Annotated in this window: 21 protein-coding genes; 10 read left to right on the top strand and 11 right to left on the bottom strand. The window is 48.0% G+C overall.

From position 1 onward, the window contains the following. The first annotated feature begins 76 nt into the window (after nucleotides 1–76). The 3 genes from AC5JLP_RS31700 (at nucleotide 77) to AC5JLP_RS31690 (ending at nucleotide 2,262) form a co-directional block, all read left to right on the top strand. On the top strand, nucleotides 77–652 hold the full coding sequence (locus AC5JLP_RS31700) for a hypothetical protein (RefSeq protein ID WP_496071855.1): 576 nt from the start codon (nucleotides 77–79) through the stop codon (nucleotides 650–652). Between the two features lie 34 nt (nucleotides 653–686). Continuing rightward, a complete protein-coding gene (locus AC5JLP_RS31695) occupies nucleotides 687–1,289 on the top strand; it encodes a Uma2 family endonuclease (protein ID WP_496071854.1) in 603 nt (200 codons plus the stop codon). 145 nt (nucleotides 1,290–1,434) lie between these two features. After that, the gene (locus AC5JLP_RS31690) at nucleotides 1,435–2,262 is read left to right on the top strand and encodes a hypothetical protein (protein ID WP_496071853.1); all 828 of its coding nucleotides are present in this window, start codon (nucleotides 1,435–1,437) and stop codon (nucleotides 2,260–2,262) included. 69 nt (nucleotides 2,263–2,331) lie between these two features. Here the strand turns inward: AC5JLP_RS31690 and AC5JLP_RS31685 are convergent, their stop codons facing one another. From AC5JLP_RS31685 to mrdA, 5 genes are all read right to left on the bottom strand, one after another. Then, entirely contained in the window at nucleotides 2,332–2,736 is a 405-nt protein-coding gene (locus AC5JLP_RS31685) for a VOC family protein (RefSeq protein WP_496071852.1), read from the bottom strand. Further along, a complete protein-coding gene (locus AC5JLP_RS31680; RefSeq protein ID WP_496071851.1) occupies nucleotides 2,721–3,683 on the bottom strand; it encodes an aldo/keto reductase in 963 nt (320 codons plus the stop codon). The genes AC5JLP_RS31685 and AC5JLP_RS31680 overlap by 16 nt, the downstream gene beginning before the upstream one ends. 277 nt (nucleotides 3,684–3,960) lie before the next feature. Continuing rightward, nucleotides 3,961–4,752, bottom strand: a complete 792-nt coding sequence (locus tag AC5JLP_RS31675; RefSeq protein WP_496071850.1) for a RecB family exonuclease — start codon at nucleotides 4,750–4,752, stop codon at nucleotides 3,961–3,963. A gap of 128 nt (nucleotides 4,753–4,880) precedes the next feature. After that, nucleotides 4,881–5,117, bottom strand: a complete 237-nt coding sequence (locus tag AC5JLP_RS31670; protein WP_496071849.1) for a DUF2811 domain-containing protein — start codon at nucleotides 5,115–5,117, stop codon at nucleotides 4,881–4,883. Between the two features lie 629 nt (nucleotides 5,118–5,746). After that, nucleotides 5,747–7,516, bottom strand: a complete 1,770-nt coding sequence (gene mrdA, locus AC5JLP_RS31665) for a penicillin-binding protein 2 (RefSeq protein ID WP_496071848.1) — start codon at nucleotides 7,514–7,516, stop codon at nucleotides 5,747–5,749. 563 nt (nucleotides 7,517–8,079) lie between these two features. Between mrdA and AC5JLP_RS31660 the strand changes: the two genes are divergently transcribed. Next, nucleotides 8,080–10,299, top strand: coding sequence for a hypothetical protein (locus AC5JLP_RS31660; protein WP_496071847.1), 2,220 nt, complete (start codon nucleotides 8,080–8,082; stop codon nucleotides 10,297–10,299). A 128-nt stretch (nucleotides 10,300–10,427) separates the two neighbouring features. On the opposite strand, the gene AC5JLP_RS31655 is transcribed toward AC5JLP_RS31660, so the two are convergent. The 6 genes from AC5JLP_RS31655 to AC5JLP_RS31630 form a co-directional block, all read right to left on the bottom strand. After that, entirely contained in the window at nucleotides 10,428–11,846 is a 1,419-nt protein-coding gene (locus AC5JLP_RS31655; RefSeq protein WP_496071846.1) for a 1-acyl-sn-glycerol-3-phosphate acyltransferase, read from the bottom strand. 79 nt (nucleotides 11,847–11,925) lie between these two features. Further along, nucleotides 11,926–12,408 carry a hypothetical protein gene (locus AC5JLP_RS31650; RefSeq protein ID WP_496071845.1) on the bottom strand — a complete coding sequence of 161 codons (483 nt, stop codon included), beginning with the start codon at nucleotides 12,406–12,408 and terminating at the stop codon, nucleotides 11,926–11,928. A 62-nt stretch (nucleotides 12,409–12,470) separates the two neighbouring features. Then, nucleotides 12,471–13,826, bottom strand: coding sequence for a recombinase family protein (locus tag AC5JLP_RS31645; RefSeq protein ID WP_496071844.1), 1,356 nt, complete (start codon nucleotides 13,824–13,826; stop codon nucleotides 12,471–12,473). 245 nt (nucleotides 13,827–14,071) lie between these two features. Further along, a complete protein-coding gene (locus tag AC5JLP_RS31640) occupies nucleotides 14,072–15,274 on the bottom strand; it encodes a hypothetical protein (RefSeq protein WP_496071843.1) in 1,203 nt (400 codons plus the stop codon). Nucleotides 15,275–15,498: 224 nt separating this feature from the next. After that, complete coding sequence (locus AC5JLP_RS31635) at nucleotides 15,499–15,984, bottom strand: 2Fe-2S iron-sulfur cluster-binding protein (protein ID WP_496071842.1); 486 nt, start codon at nucleotides 15,982–15,984, stop codon at nucleotides 15,499–15,501. A gap of 162 nt (nucleotides 15,985–16,146) precedes the next feature. Further along, the gene (locus AC5JLP_RS31630; protein WP_496071841.1) at nucleotides 16,147–17,025 is read right to left on the bottom strand and encodes a hypothetical protein; all 879 of its coding nucleotides are present in this window, start codon (nucleotides 17,023–17,025) and stop codon (nucleotides 16,147–16,149) included. Nucleotides 17,026–17,200: 175 nt separating this feature from the next. Between AC5JLP_RS31630 and AC5JLP_RS31625 the strand changes: the two genes are divergently transcribed. The 6 genes from AC5JLP_RS31625 (at nucleotide 17,201) to AC5JLP_RS31600 (ending at nucleotide 23,534) form a co-directional block, all read left to right on the top strand. Then, entirely contained in the window at nucleotides 17,201–18,220 is a 1,020-nt protein-coding gene (locus tag AC5JLP_RS31625; protein ID WP_496071840.1) for a LysR family transcriptional regulator, read from the top strand. Further along, nucleotides 18,220–18,357, top strand: a complete 138-nt coding sequence (locus tag AC5JLP_RS31620; protein WP_496071839.1) for a hypothetical protein — start codon at nucleotides 18,220–18,222, stop codon at nucleotides 18,355–18,357. The genes AC5JLP_RS31625 and AC5JLP_RS31620 overlap by 1 nt, the downstream gene beginning before the upstream one ends. Nucleotides 18,358–18,541: 184 nt before the next feature. Beyond that, complete coding sequence (locus AC5JLP_RS31615) at nucleotides 18,542–19,207, top strand: hypothetical protein (protein ID WP_496071838.1); 666 nt, start codon at nucleotides 18,542–18,544, stop codon at nucleotides 19,205–19,207. Nucleotides 19,208–19,263: 56 nt separating this feature from the next. Beyond that, nucleotides 19,264–21,243: a hypothetical protein gene (locus AC5JLP_RS31610; RefSeq protein WP_496071837.1), complete on the top strand. Its 1,980-nt coding sequence runs from the start codon at nucleotides 19,264–19,266 to the stop codon at nucleotides 21,241–21,243. Then, complete coding sequence (locus AC5JLP_RS31605; RefSeq protein WP_496071836.1) at nucleotides 21,240–22,613, top strand: DUF1802 family protein; 1,374 nt, start codon at nucleotides 21,240–21,242, stop codon at nucleotides 22,611–22,613. The genes AC5JLP_RS31610 and AC5JLP_RS31605 overlap by 4 nt, the downstream gene beginning before the upstream one ends. Before the next feature lie 108 nt (nucleotides 22,614–22,721). After that, entirely contained in the window at nucleotides 22,722–23,534 is an 813-nt protein-coding gene (locus AC5JLP_RS31600) for a prohibitin family protein (RefSeq protein ID WP_496071835.1), read from the top strand. The last annotated feature ends 91 nt before the right edge of the window (nucleotides 23,535–23,625 follow it).

Genomic DNA, 23,625 nt, shown 5'->3' with positions numbered 1-23,625 from the left:
TGTAGAAAGTCAGTATCAGCTTGTGCATCACGATTTAAGTTCCAAGTCATCAGTTGCTTTCACATATTAAATAGAGATGAAGAAACAATTACTCGTATTCGGTGTTGGAATTGGATTCGCCTTGAGTGTGGAATCGGTTGCGGGAGCCGTTCAGCCTGCGCCGATCGAGGGCAGCGCCAAAGTGCAGTGGTCTCAGGTCATTAACGATCCCTTTGATGGAGTCGTCGTGTATGACAAAAACTTTAGCCCTTCTGATCATGGGTTTGTTTTCGTCACAAGCTGGTCAAAAGGTGGCATTCGCGCCACTTATACCTGGTACGACTCAGACATTATTGGCTATAACACGGTTTGGCGTAGCCGCTGGATTAAAAAGAAGGGCAAAAAGATTGAAGAACGCTACTCTGAGCAGGAGCCAATTTATCGCTATACCCGCTTTGACGATACACCTAAAGCGATTTTGTTTGCCGTTAATGGTCAGCTTTACACTTACGAAGACGGCGCGATCGCCCCTGAGTTAGCATCGACTCTTGCAAACGCACCCATTGGCAATATGAGAATTCGACTAGTGTGGGAGAATGGCAAAACGAAAGACATCGAAATCGGCAAAGGCACGGTTGAAGCATGGAGAACCGTGTTTAAAGAAAAGACTTGATGGCACGCGTCCCTTCACAGGCTGAGAGGCAACCATGACAACGCTGCTCATTCAAACAGACAATACGCCACTGACAGTAAATTTGCCTGCGATCGCCTCTATGACCCAGGCGCAGTTCTACGAATTTTGTTTAGCCAATCGTGACTTACGCATTGAACGCACTGCCAGCGGAGATGTGATCATCATGCCACCCGCGTTTGCCGATACCGGGAATCGTAACTTTAACATTGCTCAGCAACTAGCTAACTGGGCTGACCAGGATGGCACCGGCATAGGTTTCGACTCTAGCGCCGGGTTCACCCTTCTTAACGGAGCAACCCGCTCTCCTGATGCTTCCTGGGTCAGGTTGGAGCGTTGGCAAGCGTTAACAGAAGAAGAAAAAGCCTCCTTCGCGCCCATTTGTCCTGACTTTGTAATTGAGCTACGTTCTTCCAGCGATACGCTGACCAGTCTGCAAGACAAGCTGAAGGAATATCTTGCGAATGGAGCTTTACTGGGATTTCTGATCGATCGCAAAAATCGCACGGTGCATCTCTATCGCCCCAATCAGGAACCACTCATCTTAGACAATCCTGATACCGTAAGTGGTGATCCAGAGTTGCCAGGGTTTGTCTTACAAATGGCGAAGATTTGGTGATCGGTGAATGTTCAGGATGTTTGTCTGTAATATCCCTGAGTCAACCTGTCAAACTCACATGGCCTTCATGTTAAGAGCAATCGCCAAAACCACAGCCTAGAATCGAGACAACTTGTTGGGTTGCACTATTTCTAGGCGGTGAAAAATGCAGGAACGTTTGAGTCTCCTCCTGAAGTTAACAGCATTTTTCGTCTTCCAATTTTGGCTAATGATCGTTAACCACTACAGTCTGCGAGGCAGTCTTTTGGGGTTGCCTGCTACCGCTGTTGTGGGTAGTAGCGCGATCGCTCTGCTAGCCTTCTTAATCGTCAAAGTCAGGCAGCCAACTGCACTTGCCCCCATTGCAATCTTTTCTCCTTTAGGCGCTCGGTTTGCCCTTGTATTCTTACTAATGTGGAGCGGGGCACTGGTGGTCATACCAGTAGGCGTATTGTTGTTCTGCTTGCAGCTTGTCGTCATAATTATTCTCTTAGTCTTAGTCTTCTCGATCGGCAGACCTCTCAGCCCTACAATTGGGAGTATAGACTCAGCCCAACTTAGTTTAGGTGTTCAGAGCCTATTAGGTATTGTTTTCTTGTGTATTGCTATCGTCTTTTTCTTTAACGTAGTTGCATCTCTAGTCAGGCAGGCAGCACTATCTAAGGCCGCTGAACGAGTTGTTTATACGCTGCAAGCGATCGGCTTAGTACTCGTACTTGCCTTACTTTTGGGTAAACTCCAAGACTTCCACTTTGGTAGCCGCTTGCTTTGTTCTAAAGCCTATCTATCTCCCAGTGGTCAGCGAGCGATTGTGGTTGAAGACTATAAATACTTTGGTGACGACGCTTATTACAGCCATGCTTACCTTGATGGATTAATTTTTAGAAAAGACTTGGGCGATTTTCCTAACGGTTTTGTCTGTAGGCAACAACAACTTACGTTCAACTGGAGTGCTGACGAATGGCATGTTGATTGGGGGAAGCTACTCCCCTAGAAACCTTGACAATTTTGAATCGCTCAATATCCAATTTTCACTTGTTTAGATTCATCCCACACTCATTGTTTACAGATGGTTGGAGAGTTCAATCAAATTGCCGTCTGGATCGCGGAAGTAAATGGAGCGCAGAGAGCCGATCGCGCCCGTTCTTTTCATCGGTTCTCCCAGCAGTTCTACACCGCAAGATTCAAGATGCGCGATCGCGTCCTTTAAAGGCACTGTTGTGATGAAACAGAGATCCGCTGATCCGGGTGTGGGATGAAGCGCCTTGGGTTCAAATTCGTTGCCTGCTTCGTGGAGGTTGATCTTCTGTTGACCAAACTGTAGCGCTTTGCGATCGTTCCCAAACGTAACCACTTCTAGCCCCAGCGTACGGCTATAAAAGTCGCAGGTTGCCTGAATGTTGCGAACGGTGAGAACAAGGTGATCCAGGCGATCGATATACATCGGACTGCCTAACTCCAATTCCACATCAACGGATTGTCATCAAAAGAATCAGTGACGGTGCGCCCAATTCGATCGATTTCTGCCAGATCTGCGTCACTAAGCTTGAGTTCGCCTGCTTTGGCATTCTCAACGGCTTGCTCGGCGTTACGAACCCCGACGATCGCATTTGCTTGAGGCTGGGCGACGAGCCATGCCAGTGCGAGATTACCGAGGCTAGTTTGATAACGATCGGCGATCGGGCGTAGTTTTTCTAACGCAGTTTGCGCCTTCTGGTAGGTTTCACCCTGAAACAGCTTGTTTTTCGCGCGATTGTCTTCGGGTGGAAAGGTATGGTCAGGGCCAAATTTGCCTGTCAGCAGCCCTTGTGCTAGAGATGAGTAAGCAATGATGGAAACTTTCTGCTCGACACAGTAGGGCACGGCATCTTTTTCGACGTAACGCCAGAACAATGAATAGGGCGGTTGCAAGCTATCGATACGCCCGTACTGTGCAGCTTCTTCTAATTGCTTCTGGGAGAAGTTAGACACGCCGATCGCCCGAATTTTGCCCTGCTGTTTCAAATCATTGAGTGCCCGCATCGTTTCTTCAATCGGCACGACTTCGCTGTTAAAGGAGCCAGAGGGCCAATGGATCTGATAGAGATCGATGCGATCGGTCTTCAGGTTTTGAAGCGATCCCTCACAAGCAGCGATCACCTGATCGTATTTCAGATGGTTAGCAAAGACCTTCGTCGCATAAACAACCTGATCGCGTACATCAGACAGTGCTTCGGCAACGACCCGTTCGGAATGTCCACTGCCATAAACCTCTGCCGTGTCTACTGTCGTGATCCCGGCATCAAAGGCGGCACGAATGGCTTTAATTGTTTCGGCATCCTCAACGCCAACCCACTGACTTTTGCCTGCCTGCCAGGTGCCTGTAATGATAGGCGTGATGTGAATGCCTGACGTACCGAGTTCTCGTTTTTCCATATCTGTCTCTAGTCTATGGGTCACGCCTACTGTAACGCTGGCTCTGTGTCTCGTGCATCGTTCGAGAGGTTTAGCTATTAGCGGTTAGCAGTCAGCGGTTGGGCCTCTTATTCATACGGAACCCGTTTCATAAAGAAGCACTATTTTGATGTACGGGCGAAGCATTCGGATACACTTCCTGCAACTGGAGTACAATGCTTTTGCCAAATGCTTCGCCCCTACCGATCCCGCTACTCTACAGAAAGATTTGGTATCAGTAGAGGCTGATGGTTGATAGCTAGAGATTTAACGCTAACTGAAGTTGTGATTTTGCACGGCTTTCGGGTAACGGTGTAGGAGTTGCACTGACGGCTGAACAGTAGCGGGCAAAGGTGCAGCGATCGCACTGGCTGCTTGGGGTTGGTTCCCATCCCTGGTCGTAGCGCAACCGCACGGCCAGATCGCTTACCATCGTCTCCACGCGCTGTTTGTGAGCAGGCGTGGCTTCAAAGCGAATTTTTTCACCTGTGCGAAGAAAGAGCAGGCTCAGGTATTTTAAGCTCTGCTGATAAGTCTGCTCTAAAGCCAGGTAATACAGCCCGATTTGCACATCCATTTCGGTGGCATCGGGAAACTTGACCTCACGGCTCGATTTGTAGTCAATCAGCTCTAAACCGTCTGAGAGAAAATCGAGGCGATCGTACCGTCCAGTAATCAAAAACTCCAGATTCTCAACTTGCAAAAAGCCTTGAATTCTACCTTCCACCGCCAGTGGTTGCGTTAATGCAACCTGACTGGCGATGAAGCGGTAGTAGTAATTTTCCAGAATCTCAAAGCCTTCTAAAACCTGATTGGCGCTTAATTCTGTGGAATGCTGTCGCCAGCAGTGATGCACCCAACGCAAATCAGGTAGCGGCTGTTCGTAGTGCCAGTCTCGGTGGCATTGAGCAAGCGCCTGATGGAGTGCAATCCCCAAAGAGGCCGACCCAAAAAACTCATTCGTCGTTAGCTTTCGCTCATAGCGAAGGTAGTAGGCATAGGGGCAGCGGTTATACGCCTGAAGCTTCGTCGCTGAAATTTGGTAAGCCATACTGTTCGATTTTGAATGAGAAGCTTTACGAGGAGATGCAATCCGTTATCTACAGGGGGCATGACTAGTTTTGGGTTGTTGGTTGTTAGAATGCTTGCCTCTAACCCTCAATCCCTAATCCCTATCTCCTAATTGTTCTGCCCGATCGGACGTTTGAACAACGCATCCAGGTAAATCCGCGACGCTTGACGCTGGTTTTGTTTTTCGGGGAAGGCATCAGTACTGCGATTTTGCAGCAGGAACAGAGACAGGGCTGCCGCAAACACCCGGTCTTGATCCCAATCGGGGCGAATTTCGAGATAGTGCTTTAGCGAATCATGTAGAACTTCGGGAACTTCAACTAACAAGCTAACGGTGCTATTCATAGAATTTTGGGTTCTCCCTTGCATGGGCAGGGTGAATGGGTGTACATCTGTCGGCTAGCGGTTTAAGCAGCCAAACGCAGCGCAAAGCCAGACCTTGCTGGTGCCAACTCCTCTCTCAAATAAAGACAGGATGGATGTTTGCCAGCGATCGGTTCAGTGCGCTTTCAAGCAGGTCGTCACATTGTGCAGTCGCCTTCCCCATCTTGTCAATGCTGCGAAATGTTACACGCAACTTTAGATGATCAAAAGATTTACGAGAGAATCGGGATTTGAAGGACTTTTTTGTTACATAAAGTTATGAAGTTCATGCGCTTCTGGCTCATTGATCCCGATCGTCCCCAGTTGGTCGATCGCGGCGGCAAAGCCCGATTGTTGCGTGAAGCTTGTGGAAAACAAACGTAAACCTGTGGAGAACCTGTGGAGAAGGTGTGGAGAAGACGCAAAATTTTTGTGGAAACAGTGTGGATTGCGTGGGGAAAAGCGACCGCAATGATAAGAATTGCAAAAGTGATAAACGTCATGATTTTTCAAAAATTTTGCGTGTGATCCCCAGAGGTATGACCGCAGAGACGCAGCGATCGCTGAGAAACTCTCTGCGACCTTTGCGTCTTTGTAGTTTGATAAGCAACTTACTGCTTCGGATGCGATCGGAAGTAGGTTTTGTAGATTTCTTTCGCGATCGGTACGGCTGATACTGCTCCAAAGCCGCCGTTCTCCACTACTACCGCAACGGCAATGCTTGGGTTACTCGCTGGCCCAAAGCCGACATACAGAGCATTATCTGGTTGCCCTGGCACTTCTGCTGTTCCGGTTTTACCACCTGTGAGTGGAATGGAACCATCATTCAATTGGCTGGCCGTGCCTTGTTGCACCACCGCGATGAGTCCTGCTTTAATAATGGCGATCGTGCCAGGGTCTAAACCTGTCGTTACAGGTTGCATGGCTGGTGTGTTGGTTTCTGACAGCAAGAGATGAGGCTTGACGCGTTTGCCACCGTTGACGATCGATGACACCATGACGGCCATTTCTAGCGGAGTGACCTGCACCAACCCTTGTCCGATCGACATGCTGACGGTATCGCCCCCGTACCAGGGTTCCTTGAAAAGCTTCTCCTTTTCCGCAGGGGTTGGTACCAGGCCGTGAGTCCCGCCTTCAAGCCCCATATTATCGGTCGTACCGATCCCCAGTCGTTTGGCCCACTTCGCGATCGCTTCTGGGCCTGCTGCCAAACCCACTTGGTAAAAGAACGTGTTACTGCTATAAGCAAACGCCTCCCGAAACCCAATCACGCCGTAGCCTCCGCCATGTTCGTGAAACAGGTGTCCACCTAGATTGAGTGCTGCAAAGGTTGCCAGGGTTGAATCGGGCGAAAACTTGCCAGACTGTATGCCAGCCGCTGCCGTTACGACCTTAAACGTGCTTCCAGGTGGGTACCCTTGCAGCGCCCGGTTTAGAAAAGGCTGATTGCGGCTTTGTAGCTGTTTCCAATCGGTTGGTGAAATGCGGCGAGTAAACAGGTTGGGATCGAAGGTTGGCCCGCTGGCGAGGGCTAGTACTTCACCCGTTTTCACATCCAATACCACGACGGCTCCACGACGCTTCGCCAATGCTTTCTCAGCCGTTTTTTGCAACGCTAAATCAAGCGTCAACTGCATGGACGTGCCTGCTTTGGCTGGCTTCATCCCCAGCGCTTTGACCACCTGCCCAGAAGCATCCACTTCCAGCAATTGTCCGCCCCACTTCCCTTGCAAGGTTGTGTTGGCAATGCGTTCAATGCCCATTTGCCCAACGAGCATGCCCATTGGGTAGTCGGGGTTTTTCTTTAAATCGTCCGCTGTTGCCTCACGGATGTAACCCAAAACGTGTGCTGCTAAATCGGCGTTGGGGTAGTCGCGGTTGGACTCGCCGCGAATTTCTAAGCCTGGAAATTGATTGTGTTTTTCTGCCAGTGCCACAAAGGCAGGAAGCGTCAAATCGCGGCTAATCCTCACAGGCATTGGGGCACGGTACCCAACTTGCTCTAGCTTCGTGAGGATCTCTTCACGCGGTACGTTGAGGATTCGGCTTAAGGCAGTCGCCGTTTCTGCCCACTGGGCTTTTGATTCTTCTCTAGGTGAAAGGTAGACCGATCGCGCCAAACGATTAGCTGCCAGTAGTTTGCCGTTGCGATCGAGGATATTGCCTCGATCGGACGGAGACGGCACTAGCGAAATGCGGTTTTTATCCACCAGGTGCCGATTATATTGCCCTTGCACTAACTGGAGTTGGATCAGACGCAACAGGCAACCGCTGATCAATCCCGTGAGGATGAGCAGAAAGATGACCGATCGCTGCGATCGCTGCGTCAGCGCTACATGAATGCGACGGCTTTTTGAATTAACCGAAAGACCACTAGCCATCACTAAAAACGCTCACCGATAGAGGCATACTGATTATGACCTTAAGCTTATTAAATAAACAGACGACTCAATCAATCTGTCACCAGTGGTACCAAGCAATTGTTTGCTCGCATACCCCTGCTTCATTCGCTTACTGACTCAACATACCCGTCACCTTTTTATAAATTTTTTGTGAGTTTTACGATCGCGTTGGAGCCTGCTTGCTTTTCTAGAAACCGGGTGCGATGACGAACGACTAGTACGCCTTATCGGAAATAACCCATCACTGCCCAAACGCAGAACTAACAAAGGTTTTGCCTTCTGCCTTCTTGAGCCATCAGCGGTCAGCCGTCAGCCGTCAGCCGTCAGCGGTCTTCTAACAACCAACAACTAACTTCTCTAGCCTTCTGCCCTTTACGACAGTAGGATGCCCACGACCCTCTCAAAAGCACACGTTGATTAATTCTCGTTCCTAAGTTTTGTTTAAGTAAGGAGGCAACCCTGCCGCTGCCCTGTATATTACTCATGCTCACTCGTCAGACTTGGGATTTGATTGAGTTCTTTCGCTACCGGGGTCAGTTTCTATGGGTATAACGTTTGTTCTAGACGTTGCGATCGGGTTAATTTTTATCTATTTGATTCTGAGCCTGCTTGCATCGGAGCTTCAAGAGCTACTAACAACGCTTTTTCAGTGGCGAGCAAAGCATTTAAGAGACTCGATCGAAGTCTTTCTAGCGGGCGGTAGCAGCACACCAGAAGCAGAAGAAGTTAAGAGTTTGGTTAGTAAACTTTATGACGATCCTCTGCTTAAAAACGTAAATCAAGAATCAAAAGGTTTGATTACTAAGGGCGCTAGAGAAATCACCCGCTGGCTTATTCCTGGCAATAGGAAAGGAGCGTTTGGTTTCAATCAATCTACTGGACCTTCGTATATCGCTTCGGAAACATTTTCAACGTCATTACTAGAACGGTTAGGAATGGCGACTTTAGCTAAAAAGCTAGTCGAAGTCAGGTTAGAAAAGTTTGCGACTAGAATTGTTGGTAGCTTTGCACTGCAAACGGATACAGCATCAGTAAGCGATTGGGAAAAAGGCCGAATTAGGGTTATTGCTGAGAAAGCGAACAAAGATTTGAGCAGTGATCCTAACTTTACAGCGCTGGTAGAAGAATACAATGATATTCTCAATGACTTTAAGGCTGAAGAAACAACGTTAGCGACCAGCGTTGAGCGGATGGGAGAAAGTCTTGATGCTTATATTGCAAACTATCCGCTACCAAATGAATCAACGGGAGCGTCCAACGCGTCTCAAACGGCTACACCTCAAACAACTGAACCCGCAGGATTCCAGCCTGAAAGCTATGCGGCTGAGGGAGGGGCGACTGAAACACCTCAAGCTGAAACACCTCAAGCTGAAGTGCCAGTTGCTGGAGCACCCCCTTCAGCAATGGGTGAAGTTCCCCTCTACTTCCCAAGGCGATTGAGAGCCTTAAAGCTGAGTCTTTTTGGCGAGGGCAATGAACGAGCGATCGTGTCTGGTGGCTTACGTCCAAGCTTGGCTGAAATTGCTCAGTTAGTCGATGAAAGCAGCTCGACGTATCAAGAAGTAGCCCAGTCTTATGAATCGATGCTTGCGAAGGCACAACCACTGGAAGCGCTAATTAATCCAGAACTTGAGCAGCAGCTTTTAGAGTTCTATCCCGAAGCGATCGAGAAAGAGATTGTGCAAGCATATCCAGAGACGGTTGAGGAGCAGTTTTTGGCGATCGCGCCAGACACGTTTAAGACAGTTGAAAAACAGTTAACCGATCGCAGGCGCAAAATCTATCGTGCCAAGCTGAATTCACAAGTTAACTTGTTGAAGCAACAGAAACGCACGATTCATACTGCATTGGGTCAACTGGGTGTAGAGCAACGGCAGCAAATTCTAAACGCTGTACTCAATCAGTTTGGCGACGAAGAACGCACGCTCATTATTCATAGAAGTCTGGAAGAACTGAGCAACGAGCAGCGTTACGCTGTTATCAATATTGTCTTTGTTAAGTTGGGACTGACAAACGCCGATCGCTCGGTGTATGACAACTACCAGACCTATAAAGTAATTCGACAAGCTCTAGAAAAATTGCCCACTTCCATCAAAGAAAGTTTTTCCATTCTTGCTAGACGAGCGCAGTCTAAAGTACAGCAAACCAGCCACGATCTAAATCAATTTCGTGTGGAAGTTGGAGCCTGGTTCGATCGATCGATGGAACGTGCCTCTGGTGTTTACAAGCGAAATGCCAAAGGGGTGGCGATCTTAATTGGCCTAACGCTGGCAAGTGTGACAAATTCAGACGCGTTCTATATCGTCAATCGTCTTTCCAATGATGATAATTTACGCAAGGCTATTACCGACAAAGCAGCAGCAGTCACGCCAGTGCGTGATCCATCAGCACCCAACAGCTTAAACCTTGAAACTGTCAAACAACAAACGGATGCAGCGCTTAAAGATCTGACCTTGCCGGTGGGATGGAAACCCGAAAATTTTGTTAGGCAGTTTGAGTGTCAACCACAGGACGCAACGGCAAGCGCTCCTTCCTGCGCAGCCTTTTCTGGCAAACCCGACGCATTGAATGCAGCCACAATTTTACAATTGCTTTTGGCAAAACCGATCGACCTGATCAAGCTGTTGATTGGTTGGATTGTCAGTGGTCTTGCCATTTCAATGGGCGCGCCGTTTTGGTTTGATTTGCTGGGCAAGATCATGAATGTCCGCAATTCGGGTAGCAAGCCGCCCTCATCTGAAACGAAAGAAACGGCGAAGTAGCAAGAGAGGCATGATGGGAGAGGAGTAAGGCTCAAGGAGCGTTTGTGTTTTGCGTTCAGAAAATCAGTCAGCCTTCAAGAGCCCTACCGCCCCTACTCTCTTGCTTCGGCTCCCTACTTCCCCCCCTGCTACTCCCTGATTGCCATTTTCTCTAGTGCGGTTTGCAGGTCTTGCGTCAAGGTTGTAACGGCCTGTTTTGCGCTGCGTCGATTACCTGTATAGTCTTGCCAACGATCGGTCACTGAAAGCGGTTCTCCAATAGACAATACTGCCTTTTGCTTACCGAGCTTAGGCCGATCGAAGGGGCTTTGACCTTTAATGCGAGCAATCATGTCCCACATGAGGAGGGTCGTTTCAGCAAAGCGCTCGACGGTAGGTTTTTCGAGCACATACTTACCCGTGACGGCGACGAAACTTTCAACAATGCGCATGTGCCAGAGGCGTAGATCGGCCTCTTCTGCAATGCGGTCAGCCAGTCCGTGCTCCAGGAGCGACACTTGCTCGATCGACTTCAGATCTTCCCGATAGATGTAGTCCCATCCAGCCTGCTCCAACCGCCTACAGCGATCGATCACGCTACCTTTCGGCTGCAAGTTGAAATACTGCTCTGCGACCTTCAACGCCGCATCCATCAACGCATTAAGGCGAGCCGCAAATTCTTTGTGGGAGATGGGCGCGTCCAGGTTGGAGGGTGGAGCCGTACTGCCGTCTTTTACAGTTGCTAAAGACTGATGATAAAACCGACTGTAGAATTGTTCCATGACCGAGAGCAAGTGTTCACCCAGGCGATACAGCCGCTTGTAGAGAATGAGTTCTATGGCTGCATCAGCACTAGAAGTAGGGACAGTTGCTAAACCAACATCGGTTTCTAGCGTCGTCAAAAGCTGCTCGATCGCGCTCCAGGGCGGCGTAATGTAGCGATATTGAATGCCGATCGGGACGACAAGCACCGTTTCAGAGCGCTTGGTTTTTTGCAGATCCTCAACACACCAAAAGGCAAGTTGGCTCAGCCCTGGTTCCAGTGGGCTGACAATTTCAGTATGACCATTCGTAGCCCCTTCAGGAGCCGCCGCCAATGGCAAAGACCCGTTGACAAACAAATCGCGGGCAGACCGTAGGCCAACACGATCAACCTTGCCACGATGGATCGGCGTACCACCTAGCCGTGAATAGAGCCAACCCATCAGCGCGCCCGCCCAGAGTGGAATGCCGCGATCGTACATAAAATGGGCGTGCACTGGACGCTGTAGCGCCACCTTTTGCTGACGAGCGACCCTAGGCACAAGACGAGACAGCAGATAGGCCAGTACAAACGGGTCATTAGCACTCGGATGTCGAAACGCTATGAGAAAGCGTACATTACCTGCTTGAAATTGACGGTAAAGATCAACTAACACCTCAACGTTTTCTGCTTCAACCTGGCGAATCGCCGTGCGCGATCGCATGATTAGCGGCAACAACCCTTGCAACCCTCGAACCAGCAACAAATTGAGCTGAGGCGGAATGAATTCCAGCGGCGGTTGGGCTTGACGAATAGAACGCTGCAAGGGAAGTCTCCTTGTTGTTGTTGGTTGTTAGTTGTTAGCAATTAGAAGTAGATAGTAGTCAGCTTTTATAACAGGAAAACTAATCGAAAATTCTCCACGGATTCATCTCTGCTGGTGATTTCCACTCAATTTGATGCCGCTCCCATAACAGTCGCTTTACGTTTGCCCAATAGACATGACTTAAGCCACGTCCATTACGGAATAATTCTGCAACGTTTGGCGCTTGTTGCTCCAACTCAGCAAGTTTTTGCTGATGCCATAACTCAGCTTCTCGCTGCACTTCCTCACAAATCAACTCATACAGTGGACGCACAATCAGATCGTTTTCAATCGGATCATGAATCCATTGATCGTGATGCAGTTCAGCTATTTCAACATACTGAATTTGTTGGATGGACGAAAATTGTGCAAGGAATTGTTTCGATTGTAGAATATTCAACACAATAGCTCGACGAAAGCGCATCACCAAAACAGCAGACACTGAACTTTGTGCTTTAGCCCAAACGTCATTTTGCCCCTCTAGAAACAACTTCATTTGAGTAACGTAGTCATAGATATCCATTACTCCAGTTCAATCTGAGCCGTATAACAACTTCTCGCCTCAAAACTTTCTCCTTCGGCTCCTTAAAACATAAACATCAACTTCAGCTTCCACATTTCCGTTTGACGGATCAGTTCGATTTGGCGGATAAATTCGCGGAAGTAGAAGCGGCGTTCGGGTTCCGACAGGTCGAGCCAAAATTGGGGGATAGACACAGTCTGGGCGATCGCTTGTAAATTGACGGGCGGTAATTGTGCCAGTTTGCTTTCCAGAACAGCCATTTCGGTGCGGAGTTTATAGGCGCGGAGGTCGGCAGTTTCTTGATCGAGTACGCCACTGGTGATCAGTGGAGGCAGTTGGGACAGGATGGCTCGCTTGGCAGCGATCGCGCCATTAATTCCCTGCTTTATTGTGCCCACATCCGGTAGCTCAACTGCGGCAACCGCACGCGGCAACTCTTCACAGATCCGTTCAATGGTTTGCTGCAGGATGGCATCATAGGCGATCGCCCCGCATTTGGGTGTTTGGGTGCATCCGGTTGGGCGCAGATACAGATACTCGCGATCGCGACGGGGGGCTGAGACACGGGTAATGGTCATGGGCGATCGACAGTCGCTGCACACCACTAGCCCTGCCAAGGAACGAGGTGCGCTAGCTGTGCGGGGTGGTAGCTGGCGATTGCGTCGCAGCAAGCGATCGACCTGAGCGGCTTCCTCCCGCGAAATGATGGGCGCATGGGTATCGCTGATCAGATCACCGTTTTGATAGGCTGTATCACCGCGATAGACAGGATTGGTCAGCCAACGATGCCCGGTCGATCGCGCGATTTTTTTGCTGTATTTTTTTGCTAAATAGCGGACGGCCCCACTCAGGGAACCATACAACAGAAATTGGTCAAAAAAGTCTTTGACAACGGGAGCCGTGCTGCGATCGACGACGTAACGAGTCTTGCTGCGTCGATAGCCATAAGGTGCTTTCCCTGGTGGCGGCAGTGCCTTCAGACGATTCTGGGCATGTCCCTGACGGATACGACGGCTCCGTTGCGACCACTGGACTTGCTGCAAGAGCTTGAGTAAATCTGCCTGTAGGTCTGCGCCTTTCAGGATGGGTTGATCAGCTAAGGTCGGATCGAGTGTGCCAGTTGCTTGCTCCGTCACAATGAGACGAATGCCCAACGCCTCTAACTCCGCAAGGCGATCGCCCACCGTTTGAGCCGAGTCGCCCAGTTCTTCCACGCGTCGAATGAGCAAATAATCGGTTGGCTCTGTCTGACAGTCTTCTAAAAGCTGCTGCCACTGCTGACGCGCGATCGTCCCTTTTTTGGGTGCGGCGACACTGGCAAGATCTTGATAGACCTGATCAATCTCCCACCCCCACAGCGCTCGATCGGGCGTTGGCTCTAACAGTGGATCGCTATAGAGATAAGCAATAATTCGCATCGGAACGGTAGCATTAGACGGGAAGACAGCCTCTGACGCTTCTGTCTCTATTCTTCCCTAAATACAGCCACTGTCGAGTGCAATTAACTTCACCCGACCGATGATCACGCAACTGACATGACACGAGTGGTCAAAAGCTTGAGCTATCCTGTCAACCCACGGTATTGAAGGCCGTGCGATGGGTGCGATCGTGTGATTGGATAGATGCACCCACTTAAACATAATCGACTTACAAAAAGATCGGCTTACAGAAACACGTTGGTAATGTAGTCCACGACAACGGTGTTCACCTGATCAACCAGCAGCACATTCGACCCAACGACAAACAGATCGTAAGTGGTCGGCAGATTAATGTAGCTATTCACTTGCTTTGGCAATGGCACTAATTTCTTAGCAATGCCAGGAGGTAAGCCTTTACCGCGCAGCAGTTGTTTTTGAATGCCCGGTGGGAGAGAACGCGATTGGCTGATGATTTGAGTCCGTGTGGCGCTAGTCAAGACATTGTTACAGCTACAGTCACCTCGTAGCATTTCCACCAACGTCGTGCGTTGGGCCGTTGTAAAGCTTGTCGTTTGAGACAGAAACACATCAGAAATGTAGTCCACGACAACATAATTCACCTGATCAACCAGCACCACATTTGATCCAATGACAAACAGGTCGTAAGAGGCTGGCAGATTGATGTAGCTATTCACCTGCTTCGGCAACGGTACTAATTTCTTAGCAATACCGGGCGGCAAACCTTTACCGCGCAGCAGTTGCTTTTGAATGCCCGGTGGGAGAGAACGCGATTGGCTGATGATCTGAGTCCGTGTGGCGCTGGTCAAAAGATTGTTACAGCTACAGTTGCCTTGTAGCAACTCCGTCAGCACTGTGCGTTGGGTCGTTGTAAAACTGGTGATTTGCGTTTGTTGCACTGTGCGAATCGGCCCGTTGTAAGCAACCAAAATCCGGCTGCTGTTCTTATAGACAGTCACAACGCTCTGAATGGTCTTGGTATATGAGCCAACCCGACTACCCAAGAACGTAAACGTCCACGAATCGCCATTATCAACGTAAGGACAACGCACAGCAGGCCCATGCATTGAATCTTCGGCGCGGTAGAACTGAATGCCACCATTGGCTGCTTCTGCGGCTTGGCGAGCAAGATTCTTGGCACGATTGAGATCAATCCGTACTTCGCGTTTATCGTCATCATCCCGATCGCGCCCACGTCCGCGATCGTCGTCATCACGGTCTTTCTTACCGTTCTTCTTGTCTGCTACAAGCCACTGATCACCCCCGGTCGTCTGGCTAAGGGAAGCGCTGTTAGGAGAAGTCGCTTGAGAGGCTGGGTTAAAAACGCTGGCTGTCGCAGGAATCGCCGTGAGCATTGCCAACCCCGCTGCCGTGAGCAGCCGTTTGCTAAGAAATTTGATCGATGGTGTGCGCGACATGGAAATTGCCATCCTTCTGTGTAAAGTTAACGTAGTTCAAGCGTTTAGAAGGTAAACTAAGTCCTTAAACTCGCTCCGTATTCACAGTGTTCCCTTTGGGCAATTCCCTTGACCTTACCTTTACAAAGCAGGCTCTGGAAGATATTCAAACATATCAACGCTTTAAACGTTTTTATACCTAAAACGGCTAGCAGGTATAAAACAGTCTGCAAAACCCTGATGAGTGCTGCCTGCGATTAATAATCTGTCGTGTGCGAGAAGTAGCTGTTGGCATTAAAGCTCGTGGTGTCTTCGATCTGCTTCAGCGTCGATCGCGTAATAAGTTTGCCAGCTTCTACCAGCACTTTCCCGGTTAGAGGATGCAGCAAATCTTGATCAGCGCGGCGGCCAATCAGATCCTCAATGTCCTTAATCGAATTGATATACATCCCTGGCGGCAGTTCGACTACCACGCCATCCTGCAAGACTCTGGACTGGCACGCAAGGCGAGAGTTGGGCTTGCAGGTGGTGATTACCTCCAACGTGCGCTGTTCGCGGCGACTGATCGGGGAAAGAGACTCCATGCCTTGTTGCACATAAATGTGACAGGTGGCACACATCCCTCTACCACCACATTCTTTCAAGACATCCAGGTCTTTGTTCAGGAGGACGGAGAGCAGGTTGCCGTTGGTTTCAACAGAGGTTTCCTGGGCGATCGGTTCGAGTCTAACGGTTTTAGCCATTGGTTTTAAGGAGGATAAAGGGATGGAAGGCAGAGGGTGGAAGGATGAGGGATGAGGAATGAGGGCGGAAGGCTAAAAGCTAAAGGATGAAGGCTAAAGGCTGACCGCTGACCGCTCAATCAACTCAAAACTCTTAACTCAAAACTCTTAACTTTCTACCCCTCACTCCTCACGCATTAAGAGCAGCGTGGCTTGCTGGTCGTTGAGTCCTTTTTGCTTCACGATCGTGGGGAAGTCGCGGATTACTTGTGCACAGCGTTTGATGAACGCAGTCACCCAGGTTTGTAGCCATTCTTGCTGTTGAGGGGTAAGGGAGGTGGTCATCTCTTGGGCTGACGCTCCAGTAAAGGAAAATTGGGCGGTACGATCAACCTGAACATTGGCTAACCAGTCGAGTTGAGGGCGCGTGGCTTTCCAGTAATTGGCAATGACATGCGTACCGAGATACTGGGTTGTAAACTGGCTGAGGTGATTGAGAGCGGCGATCGCGTCCTTTAGCGTGGCTGGTTTGGACGGTGCCTGATTAGCCGATTCAGGAGCAGATAGCACTATTGCAGGAGGCGTTTCTGATACCGCTGCTTCTGCACTTGCGGGGGTTGGGTCAGCATCTAGTTTTTCAGTGGGTGCTGGGTCAGCACTGTGCTTGCGGTAATGCAGCCCAGTCAGGGTAATGTTGCCCGCCATGAGCCGAAAGGTAGCGATCGCATTTGGCATATCCTCCCGCAAGACGGTTTGCAGTTGTTGGATTACGCTCAGGTAATCTGCATAAACCAGATCCTGATCGGTTAAGACCAGCAAAACCATGCCGCGATCGAGCCGATAAAGATGCGCTTGATACTCGGTAAATTGAAACTCAAAGAGATTGAAGCCACTTGGTATGGTTTCAACGACCTGTAAGATGCCCTGGGCAAGGGCTTCCTTTTGTTGAAAGTTCAGGGTCTGATCAATACCACAAAAATAAGGTCGAGAGCGCCCATCCATTAGGGCAACGCCCGCAATTCCTGGTAAATTCAGAAAGTCCTGAATAACCTCCCGTTTCATAGTTCTTTAATTTACGTTTCAATACGATACATGGCACACGGTACTGTTAGGGATTATTCGGATGACTGTGTTAGGGTTTCTGGTTTAGAAGCGGATCGATCGTCTGATCTACCGATTGCTTCTGTACCAGCAGGTGAGTACACTCCGGCTCCTCCAAAATCTCAGGTTTAGCAGTATGTCTGACCTTCCATTTACTCTGGATCAGTTACGCATTCTCAAAGCGATCGCCGCTGAGGGAAGTTTTAAGCGCGCTGCCGATAGTCTCTACGTCTCTCAGCCTGCCGTTAGCTTGCAAGTCCAAAACCTGGAACGCCAGTTGGATGTCCCCTTGTTTGACCGGGGCGGTAGACGCGCACAGCTTACCGAAGCGGGGCATCTCCTTTTAAGCTACGGAGAAAAAATTCTCACACTTTGCCAGGAAACCTGTCGTGCGATCGAAGATTTGCAAAATCTTCAGGGTGGCACGTTGATTATTGGAGCCAGCCAAACCACTGGAACCTATCTGCTACCACGGATGATTGGGGTCTTTCGGCAGCAGTATCCTGATGTCGCTGTGCAGTTACATGTGCATTCAACGCGTCGCACCTCCTGGAGTGTGGCGAATGGACAGATCGACCTTGCTATCATCGGTGGTGAAATCTCACCTGAATTGCAAGACTCTCTAGAAATTATTCCCTACGCTGAAGATGAACTAGCACTGATTTTGCCTGTCTTTCATCCGTTGGCAAAAGCTGAAACGATTCAAAAAGATGACTTGTATAAGCTTCAGTTCATCGCGCTCGACTCGCAGTCAACCATTCGCAAGGTGATTGACCAGGTGCTGACTCGCTGCGGCATCGAAACCCGTCGCCTCAAGATCGAGATGGAGCTAAACTCGATCGAAGCCATTAAGAACGCGGTGCAATCTGGCTTAGGCGCAGCGTTTGTGTCAATTTCAGCGATCGAAAAAGAACTGCAAATGGGTGTGCTGCACCGTGCCCGGATGGATGATGTCGTAGTCAAACGTACCCTCTCGGTCATCATCAACCCAAACCGCTATCGATCGAAAGCCGCCGAAGCCTTTTGCCGCGATATTTTGCCCAAGTTTGCAGGCTATGCCAATCTACAGCCTTGCGAATCTGAGCATGTGGAGCCGTTAAAGCCGCTTGCCTCTAGTGCAAGCATGAAGCGCCTCGTGGTACCAGAAATGGATTAATGCGATCTTTCCTTCCGTTTTACCTATCAACCCAACAATGGTTGTTCTGCCCAATTCTTGATGGGTTAATGGGCAAAGGGCGATCGCAGTTGGGAGCGATCGTGTTGGCAAGAAGGCTGGAGCGGGAGCAACGCTAGCAAACTCAGTAATCTGTACAAGCAAGGGTAGCCTAGATTACCTCTAGTGGAATTGCTATACAACGAACGTGCGTCGTGTAGGAATTTGATGAAGTTCGTAACGTGAGATCGTGATCTTGCTGATTTCTAGGGGAAACATGAGAAAGGCGCAACAACTTACCCTAGCGAATGCAGGATTGACCTTATGTCATCTCAGACTCTTCTTGAAGAAAAAACGTCTACAGCGAAGTCTCAGGAAACAACTCGCTTGCTTTTAGCTTTGTGGGAGTTGGGTGCAGACAAAACAGCTTTGCCAAAAGGGAAGTTGCCCGATCGTGCGAAGAAAGCTGAACCCTTTAAACAATTAGTAGAAGACGGCGCGATTAAGGTCGAAAAACAAAAGTCGTACTCGTTAGTCTCTCTGGAAGCGAAAGGAGTAGCACAACTGGCTAAAGAACTTAAAACAGTGGATTTTGCGCTTACAGGTACGACGACTGGAGCCTGGATGGCGAGAGGTTTGTTGAAGTGGCTGCAACAAATGGAGAACATCGCGGTAGTTGCTTCTACAAATGGCAAAGCGACAAAAGATGCGATCGCTTCCTACGAAGAATTTAAGTCAGTTGCACTTGATGTTTACGATCGTCTCAACCGTGACTACAACTTAGACAACTTAGTACCGATCTATCGAATCCGTCGTGGAATTGGTGATCAGGTTGCTCGTTTCCAGTTTGATGAGTGGCTACTAAAAATGCAAGAAAAGGATATTTTTCAACTTTTAGAAGGCAGCGTAGAGGATAGTGCCCCTGACAAAATTGAAGACTCTATCACAACTAAAGTCAGTGGTTTGCGCTGCTATGCCAAACGTCTATAGATCTAGGTTTCAATTTTTTCAGCAGCATTAAACATTTGCGATTTTGCAGGTATCTCATGTCTACAGAAGCAACGCCCCACTCTCCATCTGCTGTTTCAGACCTTCATAAGCTCATTGAGAGCGAGAACCCATTTGACAGATCTTTATCTGTTAGAAGCCATGATGTTTGGGAACATAAATTTCCTGATGTTCCTTCCATTAATAAGCATATCTCTGACGCTGTATTTCAAGGGATTGAACAAATCCGTAAAGGTCAGCGTTCAGTGCTTGGAATTACAATAAGGGCAGAAAAAGGACTAGGGAAAAGCCATTTACTTAGTCGAATTCGCCGCCATCTTAAAGAAAAAGGTGGTTGCTTCTTCGTCTATATGAGTGAAACAGATTATGGTGATCTCAACAGAATAAACTCCCATTTTTTGAGCACGCTTGCTCTAAGCTTGAAGCAACAGGGAAGCCAGAATGTAACCCAGTGGCAAGAACTAGCAACTGCATTAATCAACTCAGCTTACAACTCTAATTTGTCTCCTCAAGATCTTCTAAAGCGATTTTCTCCGGCTTTAACTAAAGATCCACAGTTAATTGATAAGTCAACCACAAGAATTTGTAAGATTAAGCCACATATTACAGATCCATACGTAGCTCAAGCGATTCTCTGGACTCTAGTAGAGGGTAGAGAGATCTTTGCCATCAATTGGCTATCAGGAAAGGAACTGACGCAAGCGCAAGCAGACGCAATGGGATTACCTGCTTCTAAAGATGAAGATAGAGAATCCAGAGCGTTAGGTATTGCTAGCCAAGTTTTAGACCTCATTGGTGACTATAGATCAATTGTCATCTGCTTTGATGAAGTTGAACCAAAGTCTTCTAATTTCAAAGGTCTATCAACTCCACAAGTGGTCGCACTTCTTGCTAAAGACCTTTATAGCAAGATCAAACGTGGTGTACTCATGATGTCAATCTCTCCACAAGCATGGGCGTTTCAGGTAAAAACGATGCCACAAGCAGAATCAGTGGTAGATCGGATTGGGGAAAAGGACTTTGATCTAAAATACCTTAACTCTGATGATGTCGTTGCTCTTGTTTCTCATTGGCTCAAGGATTTTTATGACTGTAAAGGGCTAACTCCAGGTGCCGCTACATTCCCATTTGATGAGAGAGAATTACACGAACTAGGTAAGGAAAAGCCTATCGTCAGAAAAGTTTTGAAATGGTGTCGGGAGAACTGGAAAATTCCTGCTGAAGTAGAGCCTGAAAGTAAAGAGACTGATCAAGCTGAGCTTACGGGTAAAAGCTGCAATCAAGAGACTTCTTCAAGATCTGAAAATAATTCTTTTCGTCAAGTCGAAGTGGCATTCAATGAGCAGCTATTAGCGTTGGATAGCAACGTCGATGATTATTTAGAAGATAGTGAGTTGATTGTTGAAGCGCTATGGCTTGGCTTTGCCAGTTTGATGGGTATAACCGTTGAAAAAGTTCAAGTTCAAGACATTGAAGAAATTGAGACAAAGACTGCTGATAGGGGTTACATCAGTTTTAGAGTGGTTGGAAAGGAAAATAGGAAAACAGTCAAAATAGGGGTTTCAGTTCTTCAAGAATCTGGTGCTAGATATGTTAGCGCCGCTCTTAAACGCTTGATCGATTACAGGAAATTTGATCTCAGTCGTGGTTGTTTAGTACGTTCCAAGGCGGTTAAAGCTCATACATCAGGTAATAAATATCTTAATACTCTTCTTTCTGAATTAGGTGGAGAGTGGGTGTCACTAAAGGGTAAAGATTTGCAACCCTTGCTGGCGATTCTTTTTGTATACAACTCTCACGAGGAATACGAGGTAACTGAAGAGGAGGTTCTTGAGTTTATGCAAGAGAGGAAAATCGCCGAGAGTAGCTATCTCATCCGTGAGATTTTAAGTGATCCTTCAGGACAGATTCCTACAGATGTGATTGATGAAGATCAACTGATCACTGCCACTGTAAAAATGGAAACGACAGATTCTTTGACGAATGCAGATGAGCTTCTCACAACATTAGGTGTATGACTGAGCTAGTTTTTCTTGCAAACGCACTTTGCATTCCCTCTGCTGACTATCAGGCTTTAATTCAGGGGGAAACAATTGTAGCAATGCCTTGGAGTTTTCTTTCTCAAGGACAGTCATTTGCTCTTTGTTCTGAAGATGATGACACTACTCACACCCAGTTTTGGGCAAGGTGTGAATTCTGTAGAAGTATAGATATTCCAGAACTCTTAAGCCCTTTATCTAGACTTACTGTGTGGACAGAAGAAGCTCTCAGAATTAGTTTTCAGAAAAGAAATTACATCTTCGTAGCTTATCTGAGAATCTGCAAAATGCCTCAAGCTTTTGAAATTTTCAGAGCAGGAAAAGGAGAATTTTTATCTCTGGTTGAACCTGGTTTAGTCTCAAATTCTTTGCCTGTATTAGACGGTATAACTTTTGAGCAGTACAGACAAAAGCTGGAAAAATTGAGTCCGCCAGTTTATCCTGAATTGGAAGAGTTGCAGAACATTATCGCTCGACTAGCTAGCGATAATGTTCCTTTTGCTAATGAATTCGATCAATATATTCAAACATTTTTGGGCTGGACAAGTAATTTACCTATAAAGAAACACGATCCAAAGTTGTTGTGGATTAGTACTATAGCTTCACTGGGCGATCGGAGTATAGAAGCAGAATCTGCCAAGAAAACCACCTATGAAGCTGGAACAGATTTTGAAAGAATTGTTCAGCGAAGCCTTGAATTTTTGGGTTTCAAAGTCGAAGAAGCTTATCATGGTGGTGCAGGAGGTTTAGATCTCTTCTGCTCAAAACCCTACTCTCTAGTAGGAGAGTGTAAATCAGGTAAAAGTATTCCAGATCGCTCTGTTGAGGAGTTAGATCGAATCGGCAAACGTCATTTAAAGAAGGACTATATGACGGCTGCAAGGCTAATCATCGGTTCTGGTCAGCCAACTAAGCAGCTTCGAGAATCTGCCATAACATCAGAAATTAGTATTATTAGCGCCATGTCTTTGCAGAAATTGGTTGAGCTTCAAGCAAAGTATCCTAATTCAATCAATCTGATTGAACTTAAGGATTATCTGATACCAGGACAAATCGATGATAAAATTCAAGAGTATATTGACAAAATTCTTAATGAGATAAAACTACGATTTCAGATGGTTCAATCTGTTAAAGAGTTATCTGAGCGAGAAAGTCAAGGTAAATTTAGTGCAGCAGAAATTCGTATTTACCATAACAGTAAGTTTACACATTTCCTTGACAATGAAAAAATTGTTTATGAACTTCTAGTGGAGCTTTCTTCACCTTTGGCAGGTTACTTAGGTAGAGTTCAAGGAATTAATTTACAGAGCGATCGCTTCTACTTTCTACGCGACCTACCAGTTGATTAAACACGACATATTCAAGGTAGTCCCTGTGCGATCGCTGTTGTGGTCAAGCATGATGCACCGTCGATCGCCTATGGTCGTAGGAGGGACATAAACAAAGGAGATCGAGACGTGAGTAGTTCGCATCAAACTTGGCAGACGACCGCATTATTGGTGATCGTCGGCATTGTGGCGCTGTTAGGGCTGAATGCCTTTGTTATCATCAATCCCGGTGAAGCTGGAGTTATGAGCATTCTGGGTAAAGCGCGGGACGGGGAGTTGCTCGAAGGGATTCACGTCAAACCGCCGTTTGTCTCCAGAGTTGATATTTATGATCTGACGGTGCAAAAGTTTGAGGTACCCGCACAGAGTTCGACTCGCGATTTACAAGATTTGACCGCTAGCTTTGCCATTAACTTTCGCTTAGATCCCACTCAGGTTGTAAATATTCGACGAACGCAAGGTAGCTTGCAAAATATTGTGTCGAAGATTATTGCCCCGCAAACCCAGGAGTCGTTTAAGATTGCGGCAGCACGACGCACGATCGAAGAGGCCATTACCAAACGGGATGAGTTGAAGCAAGACTTTGACATGGCGTTGGGCGAACGCCTGAATAAATACGGCATTATCGTGCTGGATACCAGCGTGGTCGATCTCACGTTTTCGCCCGAATTTTCTAAAGCGGTGGAAGAGAAGCAAATTGCGGAACAGCGGGCACAACGAGCCGTTTATGTGGCTCAGGAAGCCGAGCAAGAAGCGGAGGCTACGGTAAATCGCTCTAAGGGGCAGGCAGAAGCCCAGCGCCTACTACGTGAAACGCTGACCCCAGAACTGCTTCAGAAACAGGCGATCGAAAAATGGGACGGCAAGTTTCCGCAGGTGATGGGCGGCAACGGAGCGCTTCCGTTTATCAATCTCGATCCGGCAAAGCTATCAACGAAGTAAGGATATTGAGCGATCAGCTTGGGTTCAGGAACATGATTTGGGTTAAAGCCGTTAGCGGTCAGCAGTCAGCGATCAGCTTTTGGCTGACTAT

The sequence above is a fragment of the Stenomitos rutilans genome, from assembly GCF_059505485.1.
This window is presented reverse-complemented; position numbering and strand designations above follow the sequence as displayed.

Coding starts and splice junctions, on each gene's coding strand:
- AC5JLP_RS31700 (WP_496071855.1), top strand. CDS start 77: ATGAAGAAACAATTACTCGTATTCGGTGTTGGAATTGGATTCGCCTTG.
- AC5JLP_RS31695 (WP_496071854.1), top strand. CDS start 687: ATGACAACGCTGCTCATTCAAACAGACAATACGCCACTGACAGTAAAT.
- AC5JLP_RS31690 (WP_496071853.1), top strand. CDS start 1,435: ATGCAGGAACGTTTGAGTCTCCTCCTGAAGTTAACAGCATTTTTCGTC.
- AC5JLP_RS31680 (WP_496071851.1), bottom strand. CDS start 3,683: ATGGAAAAACGAGAACTCGGTACGTCAGGCATTCACATCACGCCTATC.
- AC5JLP_RS31675 (WP_496071850.1), bottom strand. CDS start 4,752: ATGGCTTACCAAATTTCAGCGACGAAGCTTCAGGCGTATAACCGCTGC.
- AC5JLP_RS31670 (WP_496071849.1), bottom strand. CDS start 5,117: ATGAATAGCACCGTTAGCTTGTTAGTTGAAGTTCCCGAAGTTCTACAT.
- mrdA (WP_496071848.1), bottom strand. CDS start 7,516: ATGGCTAGTGGTCTTTCGGTTAATTCAAAAAGCCGTCGCATTCATGTA.
- AC5JLP_RS31660 (WP_496071847.1), top strand. CDS start 8,080: ATGGGTATAACGTTTGTTCTAGACGTTGCGATCGGGTTAATTTTTATC.
- AC5JLP_RS31650 (WP_496071845.1), bottom strand. CDS start 12,408: ATGGATATCTATGACTACGTTACTCAAATGAAGTTGTTTCTAGAGGGG.
- AC5JLP_RS31645 (WP_496071844.1), bottom strand. CDS start 13,826: ATGCGAATTATTGCTTATCTCTATAGCGATCCACTGTTAGAGCCAACG.
- AC5JLP_RS31640 (WP_496071843.1), bottom strand. CDS start 15,274: ATGGCAATTTCCATGTCGCGCACACCATCGATCAAATTTCTTAGCAAA.
- AC5JLP_RS31635 (WP_496071842.1), bottom strand. CDS start 15,984: ATGGCTAAAACCGTTAGACTCGAACCGATCGCCCAGGAAACCTCTGTT.
- AC5JLP_RS31630 (WP_496071841.1), bottom strand. CDS start 17,025: ATGAAACGGGAGGTTATTCAGGACTTTCTGAATTTACCAGGAATTGCG.
- AC5JLP_RS31625 (WP_496071840.1), top strand. CDS start 17,201: ATGTCTGACCTTCCATTTACTCTGGATCAGTTACGCATTCTCAAAGCG.
- AC5JLP_RS31620 (WP_496071839.1), top strand. CDS start 18,220: ATGCGATCTTTCCTTCCGTTTTACCTATCAACCCAACAATGGTTGTTC.
- AC5JLP_RS31615 (WP_496071838.1), top strand. CDS start 18,542: ATGTCATCTCAGACTCTTCTTGAAGAAAAAACGTCTACAGCGAAGTCT.
- AC5JLP_RS31610 (WP_496071837.1), top strand. CDS start 19,264: ATGTCTACAGAAGCAACGCCCCACTCTCCATCTGCTGTTTCAGACCTT.
- AC5JLP_RS31605 (WP_496071836.1), top strand. CDS start 21,240: ATGACTGAGCTAGTTTTTCTTGCAAACGCACTTTGCATTCCCTCTGCT.